General features: G+C 58.4%; 20 protein-coding genes, 1 pseudogene and 1 riboswitch. Of the genes and pseudogenes, 12 read left to right on the forward strand and 9 right to left on the reverse strand.

Annotated elements, in window-relative coordinates; translation table 11 throughout:
- Nucleotides 1-48: 48 nt before the first annotated feature.
- Complete coding sequence (locus EDC23_RS12680; protein ID WP_134085109.1) at nt 49-453, forward strand: response regulator transcription factor; 405 nt, start codon at nt 49-51, stop codon at nt 451-453.
- A 165-nt stretch (nt 454-618) separates the two neighbouring features.
- Here EDC23_RS12680 and EDC23_RS12685 read toward each other — a convergent pair whose 3' ends face one another.
- The 3 genes from EDC23_RS12685 to EDC23_RS12695 all read right to left on the reverse strand — a co-directional run bounded on the left by EDC23_RS12685 (nt 619) and on the right by EDC23_RS12695 (nt 5,385).
- Complete coding sequence (locus tag EDC23_RS12685; RefSeq protein ID WP_134085111.1) at nt 619-2,406, reverse strand: GspE/PulE family protein; 1,788 nt, start codon at nt 2,404-2,406, stop codon at nt 619-621.
- A 124-nt stretch (nt 2,407-2,530) separates the two neighbouring features.
- Nucleotides 2,531-4,801 carry a phosphoenolpyruvate--protein phosphotransferase gene (gene ptsP / locus EDC23_RS12690; protein ID WP_134085112.1) on the reverse strand — a complete coding sequence of 757 codons (2,271 nt, stop codon included), beginning with the start codon at nt 4,799-4,801 and terminating at the stop codon, nt 2,531-2,533.
- A 71-nt stretch (nt 4,802-4,872) separates the two neighbouring features.
- Complete coding sequence (locus EDC23_RS12695) at nt 4,873-5,385, reverse strand: RNA pyrophosphohydrolase (protein ID WP_134085113.1); 513 nt, start codon at nt 5,383-5,385, stop codon at nt 4,873-4,875.
- A gap of 236 nt (nt 5,386-5,621) precedes the next feature.
- Between EDC23_RS12695 and EDC23_RS12700 the strand changes: the two genes are divergently transcribed.
- Genes EDC23_RS12700 through EDC23_RS12710 form a run of 3 tightly spaced genes read left to right on the forward strand, consistent with a single transcriptional unit; the run spans nt 5,622 to nt 8,025 of the window.
- Nucleotides 5,622-6,290 carry a histidinol-phosphatase gene (locus tag EDC23_RS12700; protein ID WP_134085139.1) on the forward strand — a complete coding sequence of 223 codons (669 nt, stop codon included), beginning with the start codon at nt 5,622-5,624 and terminating at the stop codon, nt 6,288-6,290.
- Nucleotides 6,287-7,264: a FecCD family ABC transporter permease gene (locus EDC23_RS12705; protein WP_134085115.1), complete on the forward strand. Its 978-nt coding sequence runs from the start codon at nt 6,287-6,289 to the stop codon at nt 7,262-7,264. The genes EDC23_RS12700 and EDC23_RS12705 overlap by 4 nt, the downstream gene beginning before the upstream one ends.
- Complete coding sequence (locus EDC23_RS12710) at nt 7,261-8,025, forward strand: ABC transporter ATP-binding protein (protein WP_134085116.1); 765 nt, start codon at nt 7,261-7,263, stop codon at nt 8,023-8,025. The genes EDC23_RS12705 and EDC23_RS12710 overlap by 4 nt, the downstream gene beginning before the upstream one ends.
- A gap of 90 nt (nt 8,026-8,115) precedes the next feature.
- On the opposite strand, the gene EDC23_RS12715 is transcribed toward EDC23_RS12710, so the two are convergent.
- The 4 genes from EDC23_RS12715 to EDC23_RS12730 all read right to left on the reverse strand — a co-directional run bounded on the left by EDC23_RS12715 (nt 8,116) and on the right by EDC23_RS12730 (nt 12,353).
- Complete coding sequence (locus EDC23_RS12715; protein ID WP_134085117.1) at nt 8,116-10,683, reverse strand: hypothetical protein; 2,568 nt, start codon at nt 10,681-10,683, stop codon at nt 8,116-8,118.
- A gap of 293 nt (nt 10,684-10,976) precedes the next feature.
- Complete coding sequence (locus EDC23_RS12720) at nt 10,977-11,159, reverse strand: hypothetical protein (protein WP_134085118.1); 183 nt, start codon at nt 11,157-11,159, stop codon at nt 10,977-10,979.
- 43 nt (nt 11,160-11,202) lie between these two features.
- The gene (locus EDC23_RS12725; protein ID WP_134085120.1) at nt 11,203-11,577 is read right to left on the reverse strand and encodes a DUF488 domain-containing protein; all 375 of its coding nucleotides are present in this window, start codon (nt 11,575-11,577) and stop codon (nt 11,203-11,205) included.
- 89 nt (nt 11,578-11,666) lie between these two features.
- Nucleotides 11,667-12,353 carry a nucleotide-binding protein gene (locus tag EDC23_RS12730; protein WP_134085121.1) on the reverse strand — a complete coding sequence of 229 codons (687 nt, stop codon included), beginning with the start codon at nt 12,351-12,353 and terminating at the stop codon, nt 11,667-11,669.
- A gap of 206 nt (nt 12,354-12,559) precedes the next feature.
- Nucleotides 12,560-12,772, forward strand: a riboswitch (cobalamin riboswitch).
- Nucleotides 12,773-12,879: 107 nt separating this feature from the next.
- On the opposite strand from EDC23_RS12730, the gene EDC23_RS12735 reads away from it, so the two are divergent.
- Genes EDC23_RS12735 through bluB form a run of 6 tightly spaced genes read left to right on the forward strand, consistent with a single transcriptional unit; the run spans nt 12,880 to nt 18,075 of the window.
- Nucleotides 12,880-14,685 (forward strand): TonB-dependent receptor domain-containing protein, encoded by a 1,806-nt coding sequence (locus tag EDC23_RS12735; protein ID WP_134085122.1) that lies wholly within the window; start codon nt 12,880-12,882, stop codon nt 14,683-14,685.
- A 56-nt stretch (nt 14,686-14,741) separates the two neighbouring features.
- Complete coding sequence (locus tag EDC23_RS12740; RefSeq protein ID WP_208321379.1) at nt 14,742-15,425, forward strand: energy transducer TonB; 684 nt, start codon at nt 14,742-14,744, stop codon at nt 15,423-15,425.
- A 2-nt stretch (nt 15,426-15,427) separates the two neighbouring features.
- Nucleotides 15,428-15,979: a cob(I)yrinic acid a,c-diamide adenosyltransferase gene (locus EDC23_RS12745; protein WP_134085125.1), complete on the forward strand. Its 552-nt coding sequence runs from the start codon at nt 15,428-15,430 to the stop codon at nt 15,977-15,979.
- 5 nt (nt 15,980-15,984) lie between these two features.
- Nucleotides 15,985-16,794, forward strand: coding sequence for an ABC transporter substrate-binding protein (locus tag EDC23_RS12750; RefSeq protein WP_134085126.1), 810 nt, complete (start codon nt 15,985-15,987; stop codon nt 16,792-16,794).
- A gap of 13 nt (nt 16,795-16,807) precedes the next feature.
- Nucleotides 16,808-17,428, forward strand: coding sequence for a cob(I)yrinic acid a,c-diamide adenosyltransferase (cobO, locus tag EDC23_RS12755; RefSeq protein WP_134085127.1), 621 nt, complete (start codon nt 16,808-16,810; stop codon nt 17,426-17,428).
- Nucleotides 17,428-18,075: a 5,6-dimethylbenzimidazole synthase gene (gene bluB / locus EDC23_RS12760; protein ID WP_134085128.1), complete on the forward strand. Its 648-nt coding sequence runs from the start codon at nt 17,428-17,430 to the stop codon at nt 18,073-18,075. The genes cobO and bluB overlap by 1 nt, the downstream gene beginning before the upstream one ends.
- A gap of 220 nt (nt 18,076-18,295) precedes the next feature.
- Here the strand turns inward: bluB and EDC23_RS12765 are convergent, their stop codons facing one another.
- On the reverse strand, nt 18,296-20,317 hold the full coding sequence (locus EDC23_RS12765; protein ID WP_134085129.1) for a sodium-translocating pyrophosphatase: 2,022 nt from the start codon (nt 20,315-20,317) through the stop codon (nt 18,296-18,298).
- Nucleotides 20,318-20,597: 280 nt separating this feature from the next.
- Here EDC23_RS12765 and EDC23_RS12770 point away from each other — a divergent pair.
- Nucleotides 20,598-20,895, forward strand: a pseudogene (locus EDC23_RS12770) (RtcB family protein); the annotation flags it as partial.
- Between the two features lie 26 nt (nt 20,896-20,921).
- On the opposite strand, the gene EDC23_RS12775 reads toward EDC23_RS12770, so the two are convergent.
- Nucleotides 20,922-24,140 carry a sensor domain-containing phosphodiesterase gene (locus tag EDC23_RS12775; protein ID WP_134085130.1) on the reverse strand — a complete coding sequence of 1,073 codons (3,219 nt, stop codon included), beginning with the start codon at nt 24,138-24,140 and terminating at the stop codon, nt 20,922-20,924.
- A gap of 293 nt (nt 24,141-24,433) precedes the next feature.
- Here EDC23_RS12775 and EDC23_RS12780 point away from each other — a divergent pair, with 293 nt between their 5' ends.
- Complete coding sequence (locus tag EDC23_RS12780) at nt 24,434-25,198, forward strand: hypothetical protein (RefSeq protein WP_134085132.1); 765 nt, start codon at nt 24,434-24,436, stop codon at nt 25,196-25,198.
- The last annotated feature ends 98 nt before the right edge of the window (nt 25,199-25,296 follow it).

Genomic DNA, 25,296 nt, shown 5'->3' on the forward strand with positions numbered 1-25,296 from the left:
TAATCCGAAGTTAGCTACTGTGCGTTCAGGCAGCGGGATATTTGTAAAATGAGTCGAGCACAAACCAATCATCAGGGTACACTGCTTATCCTGGAAAAAGACGAGCATACCGCTTATCTTCTGGACTACCTGCTAAGCCGTGAAGGCTATAGCGTCATCAGCACCACCGATTGTGAAATCGCCTCGCAGCTGCTGGCGAAGATCCCGCCGACCAGCATGATCTTTCTCGATGTCGCCTTTTGCAGTGACGGCCAATGCCGGTTCATGGATACACTACGGCACATCCCCGCCTGGCGTGATACGCCGGTACTGTTACTGGCCGAACACTATACCATGGAAGATGTCAGCAACGGTCTGCAAGCCGGCGCCAATGATTATATCGTCCAGCCTTTTCATCATGCCGAGCTGCTCAAGCAGATAAAACGGTATTCGTTAAAACTCCATCACGCCTGATACCGGGGCGTAATTCGCCCCGGTATCAGGCGTGAGTTACGAGGGACGAGTAACGAGGGCCGAGGAAATGCGTTTGCCGGTTTAAGACTGGCCAACGGAGAGACACCCTGTCGATTCACATATTCACAAGAATTGATGTACCTCGTCACTGGGCCCTTTGTTCTGTCAGATTTCACTGTCCGGCGGCACGACGTTGAGCACCTCCTCCATGGTCGTCAGCCCCTGGGCGATTTTGTGTGCGCCGGAGATGCGCAGCTGGACCATCCCCTCGTTCACAGCGATGCGCCGGATTTCGGCGGCGTCGCTGTCGGGGCCGAGCTGACTGCGGATTGCCGGTGTCATGCGCAACATTTCATAAAGTCCGATCCGGCCCATATAGCCGGTATTACGGCATTCATCACAACCCACCGGAGCGTAAAACGTCGGTTCACCGCTCAGCTTCCACGGCCGGGTGAGGGCCTGCCACAGATCCGGATCGACCTCGGCGGGTTGTTTACAATGGGGGCAGAGCGTGCGCACCAACCGTTGCGCCAGTACCCCCAGCAAGGTGGCATTGATCAGATAGGCCGGCACCCCGATCTCGCGCAGTCGGGTCACCGCCGAGGAGGCGTCATTGGTGTGCAGGGTGGAGAGTACCAGATGGCCGGTTAACGCCGCCTGGATCGCCATCTCGGCGGTTTCCTTGTCACGAATCTCGCCGACCATGATGATGTCCGGATCCTGACGCAACAGCGTGCGTACCCCGCTGGCAAAATCGAGCCCGATGTTATGCTGCACCTGCATCTGGTTGAAGGCCGGCTCGACCATTTCGATGGGATCTTCCACCGTGCAGACATTGACCTCGGGCTGGGCCAGTTGCTTGAGCGTGGAGTAAAGCGTGGTGGTTTTCCCCGAACCGGTCGGCCCGGTGACCAGGATGATCCCGTTGGGCTGGTTGACCATCTGGTTCCAGCCGGTGATGTCTTTGGCGGAAAAACCCAGCGCGGTAAAATCCTTGACCAGCACGTCGGGGTTGAAGATACGCAACACCAGTTTTTCGCCAAAGGCGGTCGGCATGGTCGACAACCGCAATTCGATCTCGCCGCCTTCGGGTAACAGGGTTTTGATACGTCCGTCCTGTGGGCGGCGTTTTTCCACTACATCCATGCGTCCCAGCACCTTGATGCGGCTGGAGAGCGCGGTCATCACCGGGGTCGGCATGTCATAGACCTGATGCATCACCCCATCGATGCGAAAGCGGATATAGCCCTTCTCACGCCGGGGCTCCATGTGGATGTCACTGGCGCGTTGATCGAAGGCGTATTGCAGCAACCAGTCGACGATCTGCACCACGTCCTTGTCATTGGCATCCAGACTCCCGGTCTTGCCCAGCTCCACCAGTTGTTCGAGATTGGTGATGCCGGGAATCTGCCCGTCGTCCTTGTCGGAGGTGGCGCGCCGGATCGAATGACTGACCGAGTAGAATTCATTGAGATAGCGGGCGATATCCAGCGGATTGGCAATCACCCGTTCGATCTGCAGCCCGGTGATGTGCGCCAGCTCCTTCTCCCAGCTGCGGATATCCGGCTCGGCGGTGGCGATCACCACTTTGTGTTGATCCACCTTGACCGGCAGGATGCGATGCTTGCCGGCGTAGGCCGAAGAGGTGACGGCGGTCACCGCGGTCACATCCACCTTGAGCGGATCGATGCGAAAATAGGGCAGACCGGCGCGTTCGGCCAGCCATTGGGTCAATGCTTCGAGGGTCAGCTTCTTGCCCGGCCGGGCCAGATCATCCCATTCCTGCTGTGAGATGATCACCAGCGGATGAATTTCCAGGCGGCCGGTTCGGGCGGGGATCAGAAACTCGTCCGAGTTCTTTTTATCCAGCCGGCCGTCTTCCACCAGCGCATGGATCAGTTCGTGCAGATTCAGATGACGATCACCGCCGAGAATTCGGGGTTGTTGTTGCATCTTATTTATCGCCTGTTAAGTGTTAATTAACTCTCGCAGAGGCGCAGAGAAAAATACGGTATTTTATCCTTGGCGAGCCTGGTAGCCACAAAACGGGCATAAATGCCTCTGCAAGAGATAAATATTATTTCCCCGCACGGATCAGCCCGCCCATGCCGGCCTCTTCCAGCTGGGTATTGAGGTAGCGGCGAATTTCACGCACGTCTTCCATCACCAGCACCTCACTGAGAATCGCCAATGCCCGTTCCCGGCTAAGATTGCGAATCACCCATTTGACCCGCAACAGGCTGGAGACGCTCATACTGAGACTGTGGATGCCCATCCCCAGCAACAGGATCGCTGCCGCCGGATCACCGGCCATTTCACCACAAACACTGACCGGTTTGTCGTGAACCCGCGCACTGTCCACCACCTGCAAAATGGCGCGGATCACCGCCGGATGGAGCGAATCGTACAGCTCGGCGACGCGGGAGTTGTTGCGATCCACCGCCAGCAGGTACTGGGTCAGGTCGTTGGTGCCAATCGAGAGGAAATCGACCCGCTTGGCCAGGTTGCCCGCCTGGTACACCGCCGAGGGGACCTCGATCATCACGCCGATCTTGGGCATGCGAATGTCCTGCCCCTCTTCCAGCAACTCTTCGTAGGCCTGGTGAATCAGACTCAGGCTGTCGATCAGTTCGCTGACATCGCTGATCATCGGCAACAGGATATTCAGATTGTCCAGTCCGGCGCTGGCCAACAGCATGGCGCGGATCTGCACCAGAAAGATTTCCGGATGATCCAGGGTGATCCGGATACCGCGCCAGCCCAGAAACGGGTTCTCTTCCTCGATGGGGAAATAGGGCAACGCCTTGTCGCCCCCCACATCCAGGGTACGCAACACCACCGGCCGCGGCGCAAAGGCTTCCAGCACCTGCCGGTAGTTGGCGCGCTGCTCATCCTCGCCGGGAAAGCGCTGGCGGATCATGAAGGGAAACTCGGTGCGGTACAGCCCGATCCCCTCGGCGCCACTTTCCCGGGTGGGGGTCAAATCCGAGATCAACCCGGTGTTGGCATACAGGGGAATATGCTCGCCGTCCAGGGTCTCCGACGGCAGCTCGCGCAGGGCCTTGAGCTCCTCGGTAAGCTCCACCTCCTGATCGATCAGCCGCCGGTATTCCTCGAGAATGGGCTGGGCCGGTGTGACATAGACCCGGCCACTGTAGCCGTCGGCGATCACCTCGGCGCCGTCCATGCGCGACACCGGCAGATCGGTGGCGCCCATGACCGCCGGCACGCCCAGGGCGCGGGCGAGGATGGCCACGTGAGACGTGCGCGAGCCGCGTACCGAGATCACCCCGGCCAGTTTCTCCGGCGGGACCTCCGCCAGCATGGCGGCGCTGATCTCCTCGCCCACCAGGACGGTTTGCTCGGGATACTCCAGCGGGCGCTGAGAATCCTGTTGCAGGTGCGACAGAATGCGTTGACCCAGATCGCGCACATCGTCGACCCGCTCGCGCATGTAGCTGTCTTCCATCTCGCGGAAGATGCGTTCGTGATCGTGTATGGTCTGACGCAGCGCCCCCTGCGCCCAGTTGCCGGCCTCGATGCGCTCCCGGGTCTGGCCCGCCAGACTGTCGCTGTCGAGCATCAGCATATAGACATCGAACAGGGCATGATCCTCGGGCGGCAACCGGTCGACAAACTGCTTCGACAGGGATTTGATATCTTTTTTCACCGCACTCAACGCCGCGTTGAACGCCATGATCTCCGCATCGGGATTACTGGTCCGCCGATCCGGCACCGCGTTGATATCGGCCAGGGTGTAGACCACCTTGGCGGTGCCAATGGCCACCCCGGGCGCGCCCGGCTGACCGCTGATCGGCCGGCTGTCATGCGACGGGGTGGAGATCTGACCGACAATGTCCACCTCGCCACTGGCCTCGGCATGGGCGATGGCGCCGGCCAGTTGCGCGGCGATGGTGATCAAAAAGGTAACACTGTCTTCGTCGAACTTCTCGGAGCCGTGCTGCTGGACCACCAGCACCCCGACCACCTTGCGATGATGAATGATCGGCACGCCAAGAAAGGCGTGATAAGGCTCCTCGCCGGATTCCGGGAAATAGCAGAAACGGTGATGTTCGGGGGCATTATCCAGGTTGACCGGTTCGGCGCGCTTGGCCACCAGCCCGACCAGGCCGCGTTCCTGACCGAGGCGCACCTTGCCGACACTGCTCTGGTTGAGGCCGTCGGTCGCTTTCAGAACATAGTATTCAGTGTCCTGATCGGTCAGATAGACCGAACAGACATCCACCTGCATGGCCTGTTTGACCCGGCGCACGATGATCCCCAGCGCCTGCTCGAGATTACGCGCCAGGTTCACCTCTTCGATTAATCGACGTAAGGTATCAAGCATAAGGTTCCATACAGTGAATCAGGTCTGTACCTGTCTCAGGAAGGGTACCACATGACGACCGATTTCCGGTGTCAGGCGAGTCGCCCGGCGGCAAGTTTGCCGGTTACTTTTTTCAATAACGGCTCCAGTTCCTCCAGCGCGCAGCGGTAAACCTGACGCTTGAACCGCACCACCTTGCGCACCGGCTCATTCGGGGCGATCCAGCGCCAGCGGTCGAACTCGGGGGTGCCGCTGGCCATCAGATTGACCTTGCTTTCATCGCCCAGCAGGCGCAACAAAAACCAGCGCTGTTTCTGGCCGATACAGACCGGCTCCCGGTGGTAACGAACCAGGTGGGACGGCAGCCGATAGCGCAACCACTCGCGGGTCGCCCCGATGAGTTCCACATCCTCGTAATCGAGTCCGATCTCCTCGCCCAGCTCCCGATACAGCGCCTGTTCGGGGCTTTCGCGGGAACGGATGCCGCCCTGAGGGAACTGCCAGGCCTGCTGGCCAATACGCCGGGCCCAGAACAGTTGCCCGTCGGGATTACACAAAATGATACCCACGTTGGCTCTGTATCCTTCTGAATCAATCACTTGCAGCTCCCTCTTGCGGCACTACTCAAGATTCTTTCACAGCCCCCGGGTAACCGCAAACCCCGGCCGTACCGGGCCTGAAATGCTCTATTTTTCAAGGTATTGAGTAATTCAGTGACGGCTCATAGAGGCCCGGGGCAGCCAGCTTCCCGAACAGAGGCACGCGGTTGCTCGTCGCGCCGGGGGCGGTTTGGGTTATCATGCCCCCTTTTGTGCAACCCCGAATCATGGAGGCAACCCGCGTGGCGCTGGCAATCTTTGACCTGGACAATACCCTGCTCGACGGCGACAGCGACTATCTGTGGGGCCGGTTTCTGGTGGCACAGGGCCGGGTCGACGGCGATAGCTACGAGCGGGAGAACCACCGCTTCTACGAGGAGTACCGCCGCGGTCAGCTCGATATCCAGGAGTTTCTCGCCTTCAGCCTCAAACCGCTCAGCGAAATCCCGCCGCCGGAGCTGGCCGAGCTGCACCGCCGCTTCATGGAACAGGCGATCCGCCCGCGTATCACCGCGCCCGCGCGGGAGCTGCTCGCCCGACACCGGGCAGAGGGTGATTTTCTGCTGATCATCACCGCCACCAACCGGTTTATCACCGCCCCCATCGCCGAAGAGTTGGGGGTCGATGACCTGCTGGCCACCGATCCGGAGCAGATCGCCGGGCGTTACACCGGCCGGGTCAGCGGCATCCCCTGTTTTCGCGAGGGCAAGGTCGAGCGGCTGGAGCAGTGGCTCAAACAGACCGGCCAGAACCTGGCCGACAGCTGGTTTTACAGCGACTCGCGCAACGATCTGCCGCTGCTGGAGCGGGTGACCCGCCCGGTGGCGGTGGACCCCGACGAGACCCTGGCCGACCATGCCGCCGCGCGCGGCTGGCCCATCATCAGCCTGCGCGAGTCATCCGGATCATGACGCGCACCCCGGGATTCCTGCTGCTGTCCCTGCTGCTGTTGAGCCTGGTCAGTCTGGCCATCTCCCTGACCCACGGCAGCATGGCGCTGGACGTAGGGCAGGTCTGGGCCGCGTTATGGGCCCCGGACGGGAGCACGGCCACGCAACTGGTGCGCGAGCTGCGCCTGCCGCGCAGCCTGGCCGCCCTGACCACCGGCGCCCTGCTGGCGGTGGCCGGCTGCCTGATGCAGGTGCTGGTGCGCAATCCGCTGGCCGATCCTTATATACTGGGCATCTCCGGCGGCGCCTCGGTGGCCGCCCTGCTCGCCATGCTGGCCGGGGTGAGCGGGAACTTGCTGACCGGCAGCGCCTTTGTCGGGGCGCTGGTGGCGATGCTGCTGGTCTTTGTGCTGTCGCGCGGCCACGGCCAGTGGAACAGCAACCGCCTGCTGCTGACCGGGGTGGTGCTGGCCGCCGGCTGGGGGGCGGCCATCGGCTTTATCCTCAACCTGTCACCGGACAGCAGCCTGCAACGGATGATGTTCTGGCTGATGGGGGATCTCGGCTTCGCCCGCGCCAATGCCCTGCCCACGATCGTACTGCTGGTCGGTCTGCTCGCCAGCCTGTTGCTGGCCCGCCAGCTCAACGTGCTGACCCGCGGCGAACTGGTGGCCGGCTCGCTGGGCATCCGCACCGAGACCCTGCATCTGATCATCTATGTGATCGCCTCGCTGCTGACCGCCACCGCCGTCACCCAGGCCGGCAGCATCGGCTTCGTCGGCCTGGTGATACCCCACCTGATCCGGCTGCTCGGCTACCACGATCACCGCATTCTGCTGCCCGCCGCCGCCCTGCTCGGCGCCAGCCTGCTGCTGCTGGCCGACACCGTCGCCCGCACCCTGCTGGCGCCGCAGCAGTTGCCGGTGGGGATCCTGACCGCCTTTATCGGCGTGCCGCTGTTTCTGTATCTGCTCTATCGGGGTTCGCGTCAATGAAGCTGCAACTCGAACAACTGCAACTGCAGCGCGGCCAGCGTACGCTCTGCAAGCCATTTGATCTGAGCCTCGAAGACGGTCAGTGCTGGGGGATCCTGGGCAGCAACGGCAGCGGCAAGACCACCCTGCTGCATACCGTGGCCGGCTTGCATCACGACTATCGCGGACGCATTGTGCTGGACGACACGGCCATCGAGCAGATCCCGCGCAAACAGTTTGCCCGCCAGGCGGGCCTGTTACTGCAAACCAACGAAGAGGCCTTCCCCGGCACCGCGCTGGAAACCGTCCTCACCGGGCGCCACCCCCATCTCAAGGCGTGGCAATGGGAAAGCGAAGAGGATCTCGCCCTGGCCCGCGAGACCTTGCAACAGGTGGACCTGGCCGGCTTCGAACAGCGCAACCTGTTAACCTTATCCGGCGGCGAACGCCGCCGGCTCTACATCGCCACGTTGCTGGCACAACAACCGCAACTCTATCTGCTGGACGAACCGGCCAACCATCTCGATCTGCGTCATCAGCACCAGATACTGGGATTATTGCAACAACTTTGCACGACCCGGAACAAAAGTGTCGTCATGGTCCTGCACGATCCCAACCTCGCCGCCCGTTACTGTGACCACGTGTTGTTACTGCACGAAGACGGCAACGTGGAAAGCGGACCGAGCGAAGCGCTGATGACGCCGGAGAAACTGAGTGTGTTGTACGGTTACCCGATCCTGCATGTTGCCTCCGACGCACAGCCGCTGTTCATTGCCGGGTAATCAACGGCCCATTACGCCTGATTGACCTCTCACCCTCCCGACTCGACACCGGGCAGCAACCCGGTCACGGGCGGCGGCTGTGCCGTTCGATCACAGTTCCGGGTCATCGTCAGGCTGTTTCGGTTCGTCATCGCGACCCGGCTCCAGCTTGTCATCAAAATCGAACCGGCGTGTATCCGGTTTGAATATCTCGGGATCACCGCCCGGTCCGCGAGGCCCCAGATCGGGTTGGATCCCGGGCGCACCGCCCTCGCAGCAAGGGGAATTGGGTGTGCGGGAACAATCCACCATCATTCGTCCGCAATGCCGGGTTCGCTCATGTTGCGCAATGATGGCCCCGATACGCTCGCGTTGTCCCTCAACCACGCAACGACACATATCATTGACCACCGTCGGTTCGGCGGGCGGTCGACAGGTGATGGTGCTACAGCTCTCACGCGACTGTTTGTCGCCGCCAATCTGGTAAACCCGGCCGTCGTTCCCGACCACGGTCATACCTTCGGCAGCCATGCAACGGGAAAAGGCGTTATCACCGTACTGGTCGTTAATCCACTGTTCCTCGGTCGGGTCCACATTGCCATCGGTATTGCCGCGACTACCTCCCAGGTCGCCTTCGTCCGGCTGCGATCCATCGGGATGGGGAATCGGATTCCCCCCGCCGTCCATACCGGCAACCTGGCCCGAGGTACAGGCCATCATTTCGCGAAATGCATCGGCGACCGGGCCGCAGGGTTCCGGTGCCATACCCGGATCAGGCATTTTTGTACCATCACCTCCCTTTGTCTCCCCAATCATTTCCTCTGCTTGTTTACGAGTATTTTCAGCCGCATCCTGGCCTTCGTGCGCAGCATCCTCGGAAGATTCTATATCCGCATGAGAGGCGTCTTCCGGCCGATCAAGCTTTTCGGCAGCATGGGTTGCCTCATGCCACACGGTAACCAGCATTTCAAAGTAGCAGTCCGCATCGCACTCATTTGTCCCACTCTCATGGTTACCTGCGTCAAACGTGAACTCCGCCTCACGCCACTTCCCTTCGCGAGGTTCGGTTTCACCCAGTGTGTCCGCATCCAGGCAGCTGTCACAGACCCGGGAGTTATCCTTTAATTCATTGGATACCCTTATAAAGTCACTCTCGCTCAATTCTTTTTTTGTCGAGGCCTGTACAAATGCCCGTGCCGCACTGCCTTTTTGATTCAGATCCTCAATGGTTTCGTTGATTCGCTGTTGCATCAAATTCGATGATGACGATTGCTTACTGGTGCCGGAATTTCCACCGGGACTCGACATACGGGGATCCGTGGTACAGTTGTCATTTCCGTAAATCCCCTTAATTACCGGTCCGCCCTCGCCCTGACCGACAATAATCGTCTCGTTATTGCGCGCATCGCGCAGACGTTGCTGGGCGGCCAGCATGCAACGGGCCGGGTCATTGGCTATCGCCTTCTCGAAGGCGGCGTTGGCCATACACTGGGCAAAACCACCGCCGCCTCGACCGAAGGGCGCGCCACCACCGCCGGAACCGCCGCCGGCCTGTCCCCCGGAGGTCCCACCGGCGCCGCCGGTAACACAGTTATCCCCCAGGCCGCGGGTTGGAAGCCCGAACGGTGACCGCTCGGGGCGGCCGTCTTCCTCGGCCTGTTGACCCCCGCCTCCGAACAACCGGCTCAGATCAAAGCCGAAAATACCGCCTTTGCCGCGTTTATCGCTTCCGCCACCGGGTTTGCATTGGGGGCCCAGGGTACAGGCGAAGCGCCCTGTCTCGGCGCCGGCGCTGGCCATCTGCCCCACACTGCAATGACCGAAAGCGATATTCTCCGGATCGATCAGCTCATCCATGTGGTCGAGTATCAATGCCGGTTCATCGAAACCGATCAGAACTCCGGCGACAGGATCAAAGGTATACAGGCGCGCAGGTTGAAGCCGGAAGCCACGCAACTGCATCGCCTGCGTCTCGAACCAGCGATGTGTCGCATTGAAACCCCGGTACTTGGCCAGATCGAAAACCAGCAAGGCGGGATTGATGGCCACGGACAGTGCCGCCTGCCGCCGGGTTTCGGTACAACCATCGGCGAGGGAGTGGGTATGCGCCTCCAGGACTTCACCCAGACGCTCGGCGAAGGTTTCCACCTGATCGGCACTGAGCACCAGCAGGCCGGATAACAGTTCCTGCAATACCGCAACTTGCGCCGCGTGATCCTCCGCGGCCAGCGCTTCGGCATACCGGGCCAGATGCCGGCCCAGGGCCAGATCATTTTGCGCCAGGGGCGAGCCGCGCAGTTCATCACGCTCGGTACGCAGGGGAAAGCTGTGGTAGGCACGCCGCAACCGCACGGCAAGCACGGCACCCGACAGACGCTGCAGATTCGCCTTGTCAGGCTCGCCCGCACACAGACCGGCCAACAAGGCCGAGATTTTGGGTTCGACCTCGCGACGAACCTCACGTCGGCGTCCGTCGGCAACCGCTGCGATAACTTGCTTATCCAGCCGGGCAATACGTTGTGTCTTCCAGTCCGCGCCCAGGCCCGGAACATCAATCGCGGGAGAATTAAGATCAAACTTCGGCTGCAGAAGCTCGTTCTGTAGCGAGTCATTCGCCACAGACGTCCTGCCGACGCCGGCCAACAAAATGATAAACAGGAACAAGATTTTTTTGTGCACGATACCCTCCCTGGCTCTGAAGCTGATTGTTGTTTTAATTGAATATCAGGTTGTGATTTTCTCTAATTGACGCCAAGACTAGCATTATCCTGCAAGTTTTTGCCACTCACCCCGCCCGGATTCAGCAATCCCGGGAATTCAGGACAATGGTGCTATCATGGCTGTCATACTTGGCCGCACTCTATTTTCGCGAGCATGCTGGTATTACACAAAACAAACATGCAGCTCACGCCGGCGACAGCCTGCGTGACACAACCTCGAATCAATAAATTTCAGGCAGTGCTGCAGCTGTTTTAATAGCGCCCCATACCACCGAACACACCGCTCAGCACCGTCATTATTAGCGTCCCAATTATACTTAGAATAATAAATGCCGGAATAGCCGCGATGGAGGCTTTGACCATAAAAATGACCATCGACCAGAATGGCATTTTGATATCAATAATGTTGACCTGGTTTGTGTGATTGGTATCCATAGCTTCCTCCCGAGATTATAGGCGCCAGGCTACAAATAAGACGTCAGTAAGGCAAGTTCAAGTCAGCTGGCCCCAGCATCTTCAAATACTGTTTCACCACCACCGCGTTATTGTGTCTCTCATCCTGCGCGGCAAACACCAGGGTAAGCCCACCTCCTCTGGCGATTTGAACCAGACGCCGCAGTTTTTCCCGATGGAGTTTCAGCTCACCAAGATAGGCATTGCGAAATTCGCCCCAGCTCAACTCGCCGGCATGGAACGCCTTGCGCAATGAATCCGACGGGGCCAGATCTTTAAGCCATTCATCGATTTGCAGATCGGCTTTCGAGCGGCCCCGTGGCCAGAGCCGATCCACCAGTACCCGATAACCATCCCCGGGATGCGGTGCTTCGTAAGCACGTTTCAGGAAAACAGGCATAAGATAGAGAAAGTGTTAGATGTATGCGTGTGAACCAGGTGCATGGCACGCACCCGACTAGCAACTAGCCCCTGGCACCTCGCCCCTGTTCAGGGAGCATGCCGCTGCTGCGCCGTCATCTCAACCCGCTCGTCCTCCAGCCATTCAAGGATGTTAATCCATTGCCGGCGATCTTCCTCGACACGGCGGTCCCAGAGCTCATGTACGCCAATGCCGCGTTCCACGGCGTGGACGTAGTGCTGGGTATCGCGCAGGGTGCCCAGCAGAGGCAGGCGCAGAGATTTGAGAAAACGTTCCAGGGATTGATAGACGAGGGTGTTCTTTTTGGCACGATTGGCGACCACTCCGACCCGTACCCCGGCCGTGCGAACTTTACCGATCAACAGCAGGTCCTTGATGAAGTGGGTGGCGGCGTGGATATCAATGGGTGACGGCAGCACCGGCACCAGGATGGTATCGACGCGCTGCACGTAATTGACCAGCTGCTGACCGCTGACCCCCGCCGGGGCATCCAGGATCACCCGCTCGGTCTGGGGCGGCAGCCGTAACTGCCAGGCACTGGTCTGGGCGCCGCTGGAACGTTGCCAGGCCCGCACCCCGTGGATGACAGGATTGTCGCGGGGGCGCTGGCTGTGCCAGCGCATGCTGGAACCCTGCGGATCGTAATCCATCAACGCGGTGGTGAAACCGTAACCGGCATACAAACTGGCGAGATTGGTGGCCACAGTGGTTTTGCCACAGCCGCCTTTCGAGTTGAGTACCAGTATACGTTGCATGGTTGGATTCCGTTTCGAATCTATTCAGATTACATCACCGGTTACCCTTTAACCAGTAATAACCCCTTTTCCGGTCTGTTTCAGCACACGGTCGGGGGCCTCCCTTTGTATTAACAGTTGATAAGTTTATCTAATAAATCAGCATAAATCATTGTTTTTAAAGAGATCTATATCTTGTGCTTGACACTTATAAATATACCCAGATAATGTGCCGCACACTTTCAGGTGCCCCGGTAAAGTCGTACCGGGGTGAAACGGGAAGCCGGTGAGTCGTTCGCGACGAGTCCGGCGCTGCCCCCGCAACGGTGATTGAGTCAAAAGGTTGTCACTGCGCCACTGCATGATGAATGTGGGAAGGCGATAACCTCAGGAATGTTCCGCTCATAAGCCCGGAGACCGGCCTGGAAATAACGGATGTGTCGCGGAGGGCGATGCCGAAGGTCTGTTATTGCCTGCCTTTCGGATTCCCCTCCCCTGCACCACACAAGACCACGACGCGGGTGAGCGTCCAACAGGGGAATTAAACATGCAAATCGTATCCTGCCGCCGTGCTGCAATCGCGGCCCTTTCCACGTGTTTCGTCCTGCCTGCGGCCCAGGCCGCCGAGGAAGAAGCGATTATCGTCACCGCCTCGCGGACGCTGCAAAGCGCCAACGACACGCTGGCCAGCACCTCGATCATCGATCGCGAGCAAATCGACAACTCCCAGGCCCGTGATGTGATGCAACTGCTACAGCTGGAAGCCGGCATCGACATGGCCCGCGGTGGCGGCCCCGGTGGCAGCACCAGTCTGTTCATGCGCGGCACCAACAGCAATCATACGCTGGTATTGATCGACGGGGTGCGGGCCAGCTCCGCCACCACCGGCTCCTTTGCCTGGGCGCATCTGGCCCCTTCCGATATCGAACGAATTGAAATCGTGCGTGGCCCCCGTGCCGCCCATTACGGCTCCGATGCCGTGGGCGGCGTCATCCAGATTTTTACCCGCGACAACAAGGGGTCGCATGTTCGCGTCCAGGGCGGCAGCTACAACAGCCGACTGGTCGAGTTCGGCACCGGAGACAGTAAAGGGAATCTCGATTACAGCCTGAACGCCACCCATCGCGACACCGATGGATTTTCCGCCACCAACAGCAAAAGCAGCTTTTTCAATTCGGACGAGGACCCCTATCGCAATAACAGCGTCAGCGGCAAACTCGACTACCGGCTGAATGATGATACCCAGATCGCTTTCAAGGGCTGGCATAGTGACAGTAAAAGCAATTTTGACCAGGGTACACAGGATAACCAGAACAGTACCGGCGATCTTCGTCTCACTCATCAGTCTACAACCAATTGGGAACAACAGCTAAGCGTGGGCTACGCCAAGGATGAAAATGAGACCAACGAACCCAGCAGATCATCATTTGTACAGACTAATCGTCTCATGGCCGACTGGAAGCATGACCTGACTCTGTCGGACAATGCGCTGCTGACCGCCGGCATCAGTACGGTCGAGGAAGACACCCTGAATATCAACCGCATTACCGACGCCACGGTATACGATGAAAGTATTCGCAATAACGGTCTGTTTACCTCGCTGCAATATTTTGCCGGTGATCATGATATACAACTGAGCGGGCGGGTGGATGACCACGAGACCTTCGGCTCCCACAACACCGGCCAGGCGGCCTGGGGCTATCAGCTCAACGAGCAACACCGGTTGTTTGCCTCTTATGGAACGGCATTTCAGGCTCCCAGCTCGAATAACCTGTTTCATCCCGGCTACAGCGGTTTCTACGCCGGAAACTCCGATCTGGAACCGGAAGAATCCGAGTCGTTCGAACTGGGTACGAAAAGCCAGTTCGGGGCCCAGCAACTGTCCATCAGTCTCTACCATACCGAGATTGACAATCTGATCAGTTATTCGGGCACCAACAGCCAGGCCATCAATATCGACAAGGCCAGTATCGAGGGAGTCGAGGTTGTCCATCGCTACCAGGCCAAAACCTGGCAGCTGAAAAGCCAGCTGACCCTGCAGGACGCGGTAGACGACGAGACCGGCGAGGATCTGGATCGCCGCGCCGGGGAAAAACTCTCTGTGAACTATACCCGCCAGTTTGAAAACGACAGTCAACTGGGCGTGGAGTGGTTGTATCGCTCAAAAAGAAAGGATGACGATGAGCGGCTGGATGCCTATCAGCTGGTTAACCTTTCGGGCCAGTACCAGCTCGCCAGCGACTTCTGGTTCGAGGGACGGGTGGATAATCTGCTCGACGAGGAGTATGAACTCCAGTACGGCTACAATACCGCCGGCCTTTCCGCTTACGCCGGCGTTCGCTATCACTTTTAACCCCCATGGCCAGCCCGGCATCAGTACACCACAGGATGTTCCACTCCTCCCGGCTGATGGCATTTGTTATGCTGTCGGTCGGGGTGCATGCCGGGATCTTGCTGGCCCCTCACTCTTCGCCGTCAATACAGGGCGCCCGGAGCAGCACCATGCAGGTACAACTGGCGCAAGGTGAGACAACCGATCCGGCGGCTGACACCGGCTCTGCCGACAGGCCCGAGGTTAGCGCAAAGCCGATCACCCCCTTACCGGAACCGGAACCTGCCCCCCAACCGCAAGTCAGTCACAGCGGAGAGAGAAACCCCGCTCCCGAAACTCAACCCGAGACAACGCCAGTCGAACAACCCGCCGAGCCGGCCCCGCAACAGACTGTTGAAAATTCTGCCGCACCAAAGCCGGCACGTTTTGATCCGCAAAGCGCGGATCACGCAGTTGATCAGGCGCAGCGACAAAGCCAGGTCAAGGCACGTCTGCAGGAGAGTCTCAAACTGCATCTTGATTATCCGGAGATGGCCCGGCGGCGCGGCTGGGAAGGGGAAGTCACCGTCTCGGTGCAACTCGACCGCGAAGGCAAGATCATGGATGTCGCCATCCGGGAAAGCTCGGGTCACCGGATACTGGATGACAATACCCTGAAAACCCTGAAAAACCTGCCCCGTCTCGAAGGCGCGGACTCGTTGCTCGACGGCAAAGGGATTACCATTCAATTACCCGTCATTTATCAACTCAGCAGGATCTAATTATGGGAAACCGCTTATCCAAAATTTACACCCGCACCGGCGATGAAGGCTCCACCGGCCTGGGCGACGGCAGCCGGGTCAGCAAGACGCATCCCCGGGTCGGAACCTTCGGCACGGTGGATGAACTCAACAGTCTCATCGGCATGATTCTGGCCCACGATCTCCCGCAGGAAGTCCGTGACTGTCTGGTGGCGATCCAGCACGATCTGTTCGATCTCGGTGGCGAGCTGAGTGTGCCCGGTTACGAAGCCATCGATAGCTCCTATACCGAACGGCTGGAACGCGAGCTGGATGCATTTAACGACAAACTGCCGGACCTGAAGGAGTTCATCCTGCCCGCCGGTGGCATTGCCACCTCCACCTGTCATCTGGCCCGCGCGGTCTGTCGCCGCGCCGAGCGCGATGCCGTGGCGCTGGCCGCCTCTGAGGCGATCAACCCGGCCGGACTGATCTACCTGAATCGACTCTCCGATCTGCTGTTTGTCATTGCCCGGGTGCTGGCGCGCTTTGAAAACGGCGAGGAAGTGCTGTGGCAACCCGGCAAAAACCGGTGATCCGCATGTCCCGACTCTTGCATTACAGCCTGCTGGCCGGCCTGTTATTCCTGAGCCTGCCGGCCAACGCCTCCGCGGACTGCCCCCGGATCATCAGCCAGTCGCCCTATATTACCCATACCCTGGAGTGGCTGGGACTGAAACAGTGCATCGTCGGTGCCAGTCGTTACGATCAGCTGGAAGTGCCGGACACCGGCGGGGTGATGGATCCGGACGGCGAAATCATCGCCAGCCTGGAGCCGGCTATCCTGTTCACCTCCGACTGGACTGATCCACAGGAGCAAGCCGCGATCACACCGGAAAATGCCCGGTCTTACCGGCTGCAGGGCTTTCAAAGCATGGCGCAGATCGAACAGAACCTGCGGACCATCATTGAGGCGACCGGCCGAACGGACCTAGAACCCCGGACAGAACAGTTTGCCCGGCAATGGCGTGAGGCGGCCAACCGGCTGGAGGCGGCAGGTACGCGTGCTCTGCTGCTCTCCTCCTGCAGCGGCAAGCCCTACTCCTTCGGCCGGGAAACCTGGCTCTACGATCTGTTTACCACGGCCGGGTTCGAGGTGGTCGAGACTCACCGCCGCATCCGCCACCTGCAGCCGGGCAAGGAGATCGAGGATCTGACCGCGTTGCTGAACCGTTTTGAACCGGAAGTCCTGTTCATCTTCGAGCGCCATATCGCCAAGAACTGCAACATGCTGACGCCCGAAGTCCCGGTGCGCATCGTCACGCTCGACGGTGAGCTGTTTTTGCACCCGGCCCCGGTATTGTTGAAGGGAATTGCTCGATTACAAAGCCGACAGAACGAATGGAAATGAATGAGGAAAAGCCATGACTGATAAACAAGACGAACAAGCCGATCGCAATACCCGTCACCAAGAACGCATGGAACGCAAAAAAAACGTGGTGGACGAAAAGATCGCCCGGGCCGACCAGGACAAGGGGCTGATTCTGGTCAACACCGGTAACGGTAAGGGAAAAAGCAGTTCCGGCTTCGGCATGGTGGCACGCGCGCTCGGTCACAACATGCAGGTCGGAGTGGTACAATTTATCAAAGGAAGTTATTCCACCGGCGAGGAAGCCTTTTTCCGCCGTTTTCCCGAAGTGCAATATCACGTCATGGGCGAAGGATTTACCTGGGAGACACAGGATCGCAACCGTGATACCGAAATGGCACTTCATGCCTGGCAAAAAGCCCAGGTCATGCTGCAGGATCCGACTATCAATCTGGTTCTGCTGGATGAAATCAATATAGCTCTGAAATACAAATACATCCCGATAGACGAAGTAATACACGCACTGGCCAACAAACCCTTCATGCAGCATGTCATCCTCACCGGTCGCGGAGCCAGAACGGAACTGATCGAGATAGCCGATACTGTGACGGAAATGAAAGAAATCAAGCACGCCTTCAAGGCCGGCATCCGCGCCCAGCAGGGCGTTGAGCTGTAATGGACAGTCCGCATCGCTATTCACAAGATGCTGTCGAAACAGTCTATCGGGTAATCGAACAGCGCCGGGATATGCGCCATTTTCTGCCGGATCCGATCGACCCGGCCTTGCTGCAACGACTGTTGCGCGCCGCCCATCACGCGCCCAGCGTCGGTTATATGCAATCGTGGCGCTTCATTCGCATTACCGACCCCGACCTTCGTCAACGCGTTCATCAACTGGTCGAACAGGAGCGGATCGCCACCGCTGAAGCGCTCGGCAAGCGTCAGGAAGAGTTCATGCGCCTCAAGGTCGAAGGGATCCTCGAATGTGGTGAATTGCTGGTGGTATCGTTAATGAGCCAGCGAGAAAAACATATCTTCGGCCGGCGCACCCTGCCGCAGATGGATCTCGCCTCGGCCGCCTGCGCCATCCAGAACCTGTGGCTTGCCGCACGGGCGGAGGGAATCGGCCTGGGCTGGGTCTCGTTGTTCGAACCCGATAAACTGGCCTCTCTGTTACAGATGCCCGAAGATGCCGAACCCATTGCCATCCTCTGCCTTGGATATGTAACAGAATTTTATGACAAACCCATGCTGGAGAAGGAAAACTGGGCAACACGAACCCCTCTTGAAGAGCTGGTTTTCGAAAACCGCTGGGAGAACTAATGTAGCCTCTTTTAGGAAGGTGGATTAAAACGCGGAGTTCGCAGAGACACCGAGCCGCAAAGTGATGAAAATAATTATTTCGACCAATCCCCGGAATTGATCTTCTAATCATTTCTCTGCGTCTTTGCACCCAAACAACGGGCATAAACGCCTCCGCGCCCTCTGCGTTATTCATCACAGTGAGCTATAAAAGTGTGATATTACCTGCCTACCCACATCATCAGATCAACGGCACAATCAACAACGCCACGATATTGATGATCTTGATCAGCGGGTTGATCGCCGGTCCGGCGGTATCCTTGTAGGGATCGCCGACCGTGTCGCCGGTCACCGAGGCCTTGTGCGCCTCGGAACCCTTGCCGCCATGATGATCGTCCTCGATATACTTTTTGGCGTTGTCCCAGGCACCGCCACCGGTGGTCATGGAGATCGCGACGAACAGACCGGTAACAATCGAGCCGACCAGCAGCCCGCCCAGCGCCTGCGGCCCGAGAATAAAGCCGACCGCGATGGGCACCAGTACCGGCAGCAGGGAGGGTAACACCATCTCCTTGATCGCCGCTGTGGTCAGCATATCCACGGTCAGCGAGTAGTCCGGTTTCTGGGTGCCGTCCATAATGCCCGGCATCTCCCTGAACTGGCGACGCACGTCCACGACCACCGCCCCGGCGGCACGGCCGACCGCTTCCATCGCCAGCGCACCGAACAGATACGGGATCAGCCCGCCGATGAACAGCCCGATAATCACCTTGTGGCTGGAGAGATCAAACGTCATGTCCCCCCCGCCAACGTGGGAGAGTTCGCGCGTGAAGTCGGTAAACAGCACCAGCGCGGCCAGACCGGCAGAGCCGATCGCATAACCCTTGGTGACGGCCTTGGTGGTGTTACCAACCGCATCCAGCTCATCGGTGACCTTGCGCACTTCGGGATCCATATTGGACATTTCCGCCAGACCGCCGGCGTTATCGGTGATCGGCCCATAGGCATCCAGGGCCACGATGATACCGGTCATCGACAGCATGGAGGTCGCGGCGATGGCGATGCCGTAAAGCCCGGCAAAATAATGAGCAAGCAAAATCCCCAGGCAGACCACCAGCACCGGTCCGGCGGTGGAGCGCATCGACAGGGCCAGTCCGGCAATAATGTTGGTCGCATGACCGGTGGTGGAGGCTTCCGCGACCCGCCGTACGGGGGAAAAGTCGGTGGCGGTATAGTACTCGGTGATCAGCACCAGCATACCGGTCACGCCCAGTCCGACCAGGGCCGCACTGTAAAGACCGTTGATCGTCTCCTCACTGCTCCCGGGAAACATCATCTCGGTGACCGGGTAAAAGGCGATGCCGGCCAGGACGCCCGCGGTAATTAGCCCCTTGTAAAGCGCATTCATTACCTTGCCGCCCTCGCGGACCCGCACCAGCCAGGTACCGATAATCGAAGCGATGATCGAAACCCCGCCGAGCACCAGTGGATAGAGGGTAGCCTGTAACGAGTCGCCACCGGCCCAGTAACTGCCCAGGATCATGGTGGCAATGATGGTGACCGCGTAGGTCTCGAACAGATCCGCCGCCATGCCGGCGCAGTCGCCGACATTGTCGCCGACGTTATCGGCGATGACCGCCGGATTGCGCGGATCATCCTCGGGGATCCCCGCTTCGACCTTGCCGACCAGATCGGCACCCACATCAGCGCCCTTGGTAAAGATACCGCCACCCAGACGGGCGAAGATCGAGATGAGCGAGCCGCCGAAGGCCAGTCCAATCAACGGAGCCAGGACGGTTTCGCCCGCCTCGGTCATAAACTCCAGCAGCGCGTAAAACCCGGCGACCCCGAGCAGGCCCAGGCCAACCACCAGCAGGCCGGTCACCGCACCGCCCCGAAACGCCACCTGCAGGCCCGCGTTCAGTCCGGATCGGGCCGCTTCGGCGGTTCGTGAATTGGCCCGTACCGACACATGCATGCCGATAAAGCCCGCCAGTCCGGAAAAGATTGCCCCAATAGCAAAGCCGAGTGCACTGAGCCACCCGAGCGCGAACCACATGACGACCAGCAGCAGTATACCGACCACCCCGATGGTCATGTACTGCCTTTTCAGATAGGCCGCAGCCCCTTCCTGGATTGCCAGGGCGATTTGCTTGACCTCGTCACTGCCGGCCGGCAGCGCCAGAATCCGAAAAGTGGAAAATATCCCGTACCCAATTGCCCCCGCTGCGCACAGCAGGGCAAACAACAGTTCACCTGACATCCCGCTTCCTCCCTTTATAATTAGCAGCAATTTCTTCGCATGCTATCCGGTTTTATTCTTTAAAACATATCAGCGCTTTTATCGCGCCATATGTTTTTCTGATATAGCAATAGAACTGGTCTAAATCCAGCTATTGCACCAAAATCCGTGCCATCTCAACCTGTCAGGCGTTGGGCCTGCCTTGATAATGATCAAGTCATTCCGGAGCCGGGTTAGATAGAGGGGGAGCTGCAAGCCGGGCAGTACGCGCTTTTATTGATCGGCGGCTCATAGACACCGAACCGAACCCTACATACTGGCGGGGACGCGCGAGAGCGAAGAACAGGCTTTCAGTTCCGCCTGTCACGGTGCCGGGCGCGCCATGAGCTGCCACCAGGCCACCCGCCAGTGGCGCGGACTTGCACTGGTGGATGAACTGGCCGGTCGCAGCATTATTATAAAAAGCCCTTCCCTGCGCGGTGTCGCCGAAGAGGCCCGGGGCCTGCAAGGATGTCAGTGAGGTGGTTGAAGCCAGCGATCGGGCCGGGCTGGCCAGGCAAGTGACACGGCTTGCCCCGCTGATCGTGATAAGAGGCTGAACGGTTGTATTGTCAACCAACCCGAATCAGTTCAGCCACTTTTCGAACTCTTTAACCGGCATCGGCTTGTCGAAGAGATAACCCTGATAGACATCACACTGGTATTTTTCCAGGTAGGCCCTTTGCTCCTCGGTCTCGACTCCTTCGGCAACGACCTGGAGTCCCAGCGAGTGGCCCATGGCAATGATCGCACGCACGATCGCCGAGTCATGCGCGGAATGAGCGATATCACGCACAAAGGAGTTATCAATCTTGATCTGCTCCATCGGCAGGCGTTTGAGATAAGACAGTGAAGAATAACCGGTACCAAAATCATCCATCGAGGTGCCAATACCGATCGTACGCAATTCATGCAAACGATCGATAACATAACCGATATCATCCAGTACGACAGTCTCGGTCAACTCCAGCTTCAGACTGCTCGGATTAACCCCGGTACTGTGAACAATTTCCTGCAGGCGCTGCACAAAATCATGTTGATGAAATTGCCGGGCGCTGATATTGACTGCGAGATTAAACAGCCTGTCCGGCGATTGTTGCTGCCAGTCATGCAACTGGCGACAGGCGGTCTCAATCACCCAGTAGCCGATCGGCACGATCAGACCGGTATCCTCGGCCAGGGGGATGAATTCCGCCGGTGAAACCATTAAGCCCGTATCACTCGGAACCCAGCGCAACAGGGCTTCGGCGCCCAGCAACTCGCCGTGGTGATTGACCTGGGGCTGGTAATAAAGCAAAAACTCCTTCTGCTCCAGTGCCTTGGATAAAGCCGTCTCCAGTTTGGCTCGCTGCTCCACCTTGTGCTGCATTTCCGGATTAAAGAAACGCACGGTATTGCGCCCGGCGGACTTGGCTTCATACAGCGCCACATCGGTCTGTTTAAGCAGCTCTTCCACGCTTGTATCTCGCCCGAGGAACAGCACCACGCCAATACTGGATGTGATCCGGTATCCTTTTACTTCATCAAGGTCATAAGGAATGCTCAGTTCAAACTGGATTTTTTCGGCAATGTCGCTGGCCATATTAATGGCCGTATCCCTGTCGTAACTTAACGCTTCCAACAGAACAACAAATTCATCACCGCCAAAGCGAGCGACCGTATCCGCCGCGCGCACCTGTTCTTTCAGTCGCCTTCCTACCTCGACAAGCAATTGATCACCGGCATGATGCCCCCGGGTATCATTCAGTACCTTGAAGTTATCCAGATCCAGCATCAAAATCGCGCACTGCTGATTACTGCGCTCACCGGTCAATCTCGAATGCTCGATACGCTCAACGAACAACCGTCGGTTGGCCAGCTGGGTCAGCGGATCATAAAATGCCAGCTGATGGATATGTTGCTCTGCGGCCTTGCGCTCGGTGATATCGGAAAATGAGCCGATGTAATGCGTCACGTCGTCCTGCTCATTTTTCACGACACTGATGGTCAGCCACTCCGGATAGATATCACCGTTCTTTCTTCGATTCCAGATCTCGCCTTCCCAGTATCCGTGCTCGTTAATCTCTTGCCACATCTTCTGGTAAAAGGCCTGGCTGTGCTGCCCTGATTTCAGAAAAGTCGGCACCCTGCCAATCACCTCATCGGCCTCGTAACCGGTGATACGGGTAAATGCATGATTAACCCGTTCTATCTTCTGTTGATGGTCAGTAATCATAATACCGTTTTCCACTTCAAAAGCGGCGGCGGCAATACGTAACTGCTCTTCGGTCACCCGCTGCTCCGTCACATCGCGAATCAACGCGACATAGCCCAGAAGCTCGCCATCCTCACTGCGCAGCGCGGTACCAAGTGTCTCACCGATGAATACTTCGCCGGTCTTGCGCCGGTAACCGACCTCATAACGTTCCCCATAGGCATGGGCATTCTGGTGGTATCGCAGCAGTCCTTGCCGGGCAGACTCTTCAGCATTCTCGTAAAGCACTTTGCTCTGTTTGCCCTGAATCTCATCCAGGTTATAACCGAACATCTCGACAAAGCCGGAATTAATCCACTGAATATTTCGTTGCGGATCGGCCATAACAATGGCATCGCTGATACCGTCGGCGATAGCATGAAAGCGGGCTTCGCTGGCGGCCAGATCAAGAACCCGGTGATAGTTCTCCAGGCCGAAGCCGATATCCTCGGCCATCTCCTCCAGCAGCTCGATCTCCTTTCGCTGAAAAAAACCGGGCTCACTGGCGTAAATACTTAACACACCAAAGACCGCACCGTTGTGTCGCAGGGGAAAAGCCGCCGAGGCATGAATATTGAATTGTTCGGCCTGTTCGTGCCAGGGAAAGGTTATTTCACTCTGCGCAAAATCGTTGATAATCCGGCGTTCTCCCGTCAGATAGGCCTGCGCCGTCGGGCCGCGACCTTCGGGCTGCCCGGCATCGATAGCGATATGGAGACCGTCCAGATAGCCGGTTTGCCCACTGGACGCGCAGACCTCGATACGCTGTTTCTGTTCATTCGGCAAGCCGACCCAGGCGAGGCTGAAACCGCCATGTTCCACCGCGATATCACAGATTTTCTGGAACAGGACCCCCTGTTCCGTGACCCGGACGATTGCCTGGTTGGTTTCACTGAGGGTGGCGTAGAGACGGCTCATACGCTGTATCTCCGCCTCGAACTGTTTTCGCCGGGTGATATCGGTATGGGTCCCCAGCATCAATAACGGTTTACCCTCGGACGTCCGTGAAAGCAGCCGGCCCCGATCCAGTATCCAGACCCAGTGGCCCTGCTTGTGACGCATCCGGCATTCGCATTCGTAATAGTCCAGCTCGCCGTCAAAGTGGCGTTGCAACAGCGCGCTGGCCTTGCGCAGATCATCAGGATGCGTCAGTTTCGACCAGGTATCGATAGAGAGGGGAGCCAGTTCGTCGAGGGTGTAGCCGATCATCTCGGCCCAGCGCGCGTTGAATACGGTGCGCCCGCTGGGCACATCCCATTCCCAGGTACCCGCGCGGGTCCCCTCGAGAATACCCGCCAGACGCTGGCGTTCTTCGCTGAGTGCCCTGGCGGCATGGTGAGTGCGATAATTCTCACGCACACACAACAGGAAAACCAGCAGGGTCGACAGCCCGACAAAAATCAGCCCCTTGGCACTTTGCAACATGCTCAGTGCCTCGGCGTCCACCGCCACCAGCGAGACAAACCGGTCGCTGAGCAGAATCCAGGCAATGCTGAACAACCCGTAATAGGCGGCGATACGGGCGGCCGAAGCGCGGGTACCGGGAAGATTAATCCGTGTCTTGTTATTCAAGTCCTCTACCGCCGGCTGTCCTGTCCAAAGATAAGGTAAATCTGCCACATTGATAATACAGATAATGGCAAACTTATCCGCCGCCTGCCAGCCAGAAACACCGTATCAGCGGCGTAATGCGCCATAGTACTGTATAGCCGCATCCCCTGTTACTCTTTCACGGCTCCTTGCCCGGCAAACGGGCTGAAAACGCGATGCTGGTCAAAGGTCCCGACGACTCGGTACAATTTCAGTTTGTCCCCCTCACAATCCGGAATAAACCAAGCTAAATCAAAAATCAAGGAATCTGCCTCATGAATGATCCTGTCATAGTCGTCGGCATCGGCGAGATGGGCGGCGTGTTCACCCGCGGTCTGTTGCGTCTGGGCCATCCGGTCTTTCCGGTTACCCGCAAGACCGAGATGAATAATATCGCCCGGGCCGTCCCCGATCCCCGGCTGGTCCTGGTGTCGGTCGGCGAAGACGATCTGCATCCCACGCTCGAAAGCCTCCCCGCAGCATGGAAAAATCATCTCGGGCTGTTGCAAAACGAGCTGTTGCCCGGTGACTGGAAACAGCACGAGATCGACAACCCGACGGTGATCTCGGTCTGGTTCGAGAAGAAGAAGGGCCAGGACTACAAGGTACTGATCCCTTCTCCCGCTTACGGTCCCCAGGCGCCGCTGCTGGAAAATGCCCTGACCACCCTCGACATCCCGACCTGGGAAGTCGCCACCCCCGAGGCGATGGAGTTCGAACTGGTTCGCAAAAATGTTTATATCCTCACCACCAACATCGCCGGCATGGTGGTCGGTGGCGATGTGGAACAACTGTGGGAACAACATCAAGAGCTGGCCCGCCAGGTCGCCGATGAGGTGATGGATATCCAGGCCTGGCTGGTCGGGCATCATCTGGAACGGGATAAACTGATCGACGGCATGGTCGAGGCGATCGAAGGCGATCTGCATCATCAGTGTACCGGCCGCAGCGCCCCCAAACGGCTGGCCCGCGCCCTGGCTTATGCCGACGAGGCCGGTCTCAAGGTGCCCAAACTGCGGGAGATACAAGAGAGTTGCTAGTTGCTAGCTGTGTAAACCCACCAGGTTGTTCACGGTAAGCCCCAACCGGCTAACCGGCGGTTTGTAATCCAGGCTGGCATGGGGGCGGTGCCAGTTGT

This window comes from Thiohalophilus thiocyanatoxydans, from assembly GCF_004366735.1.
GTDB lineage: Bacteria > Pseudomonadota > Gammaproteobacteria > UBA6429 > Thiohalophilaceae > Thiohalophilus > Thiohalophilus thiocyanatoxydans.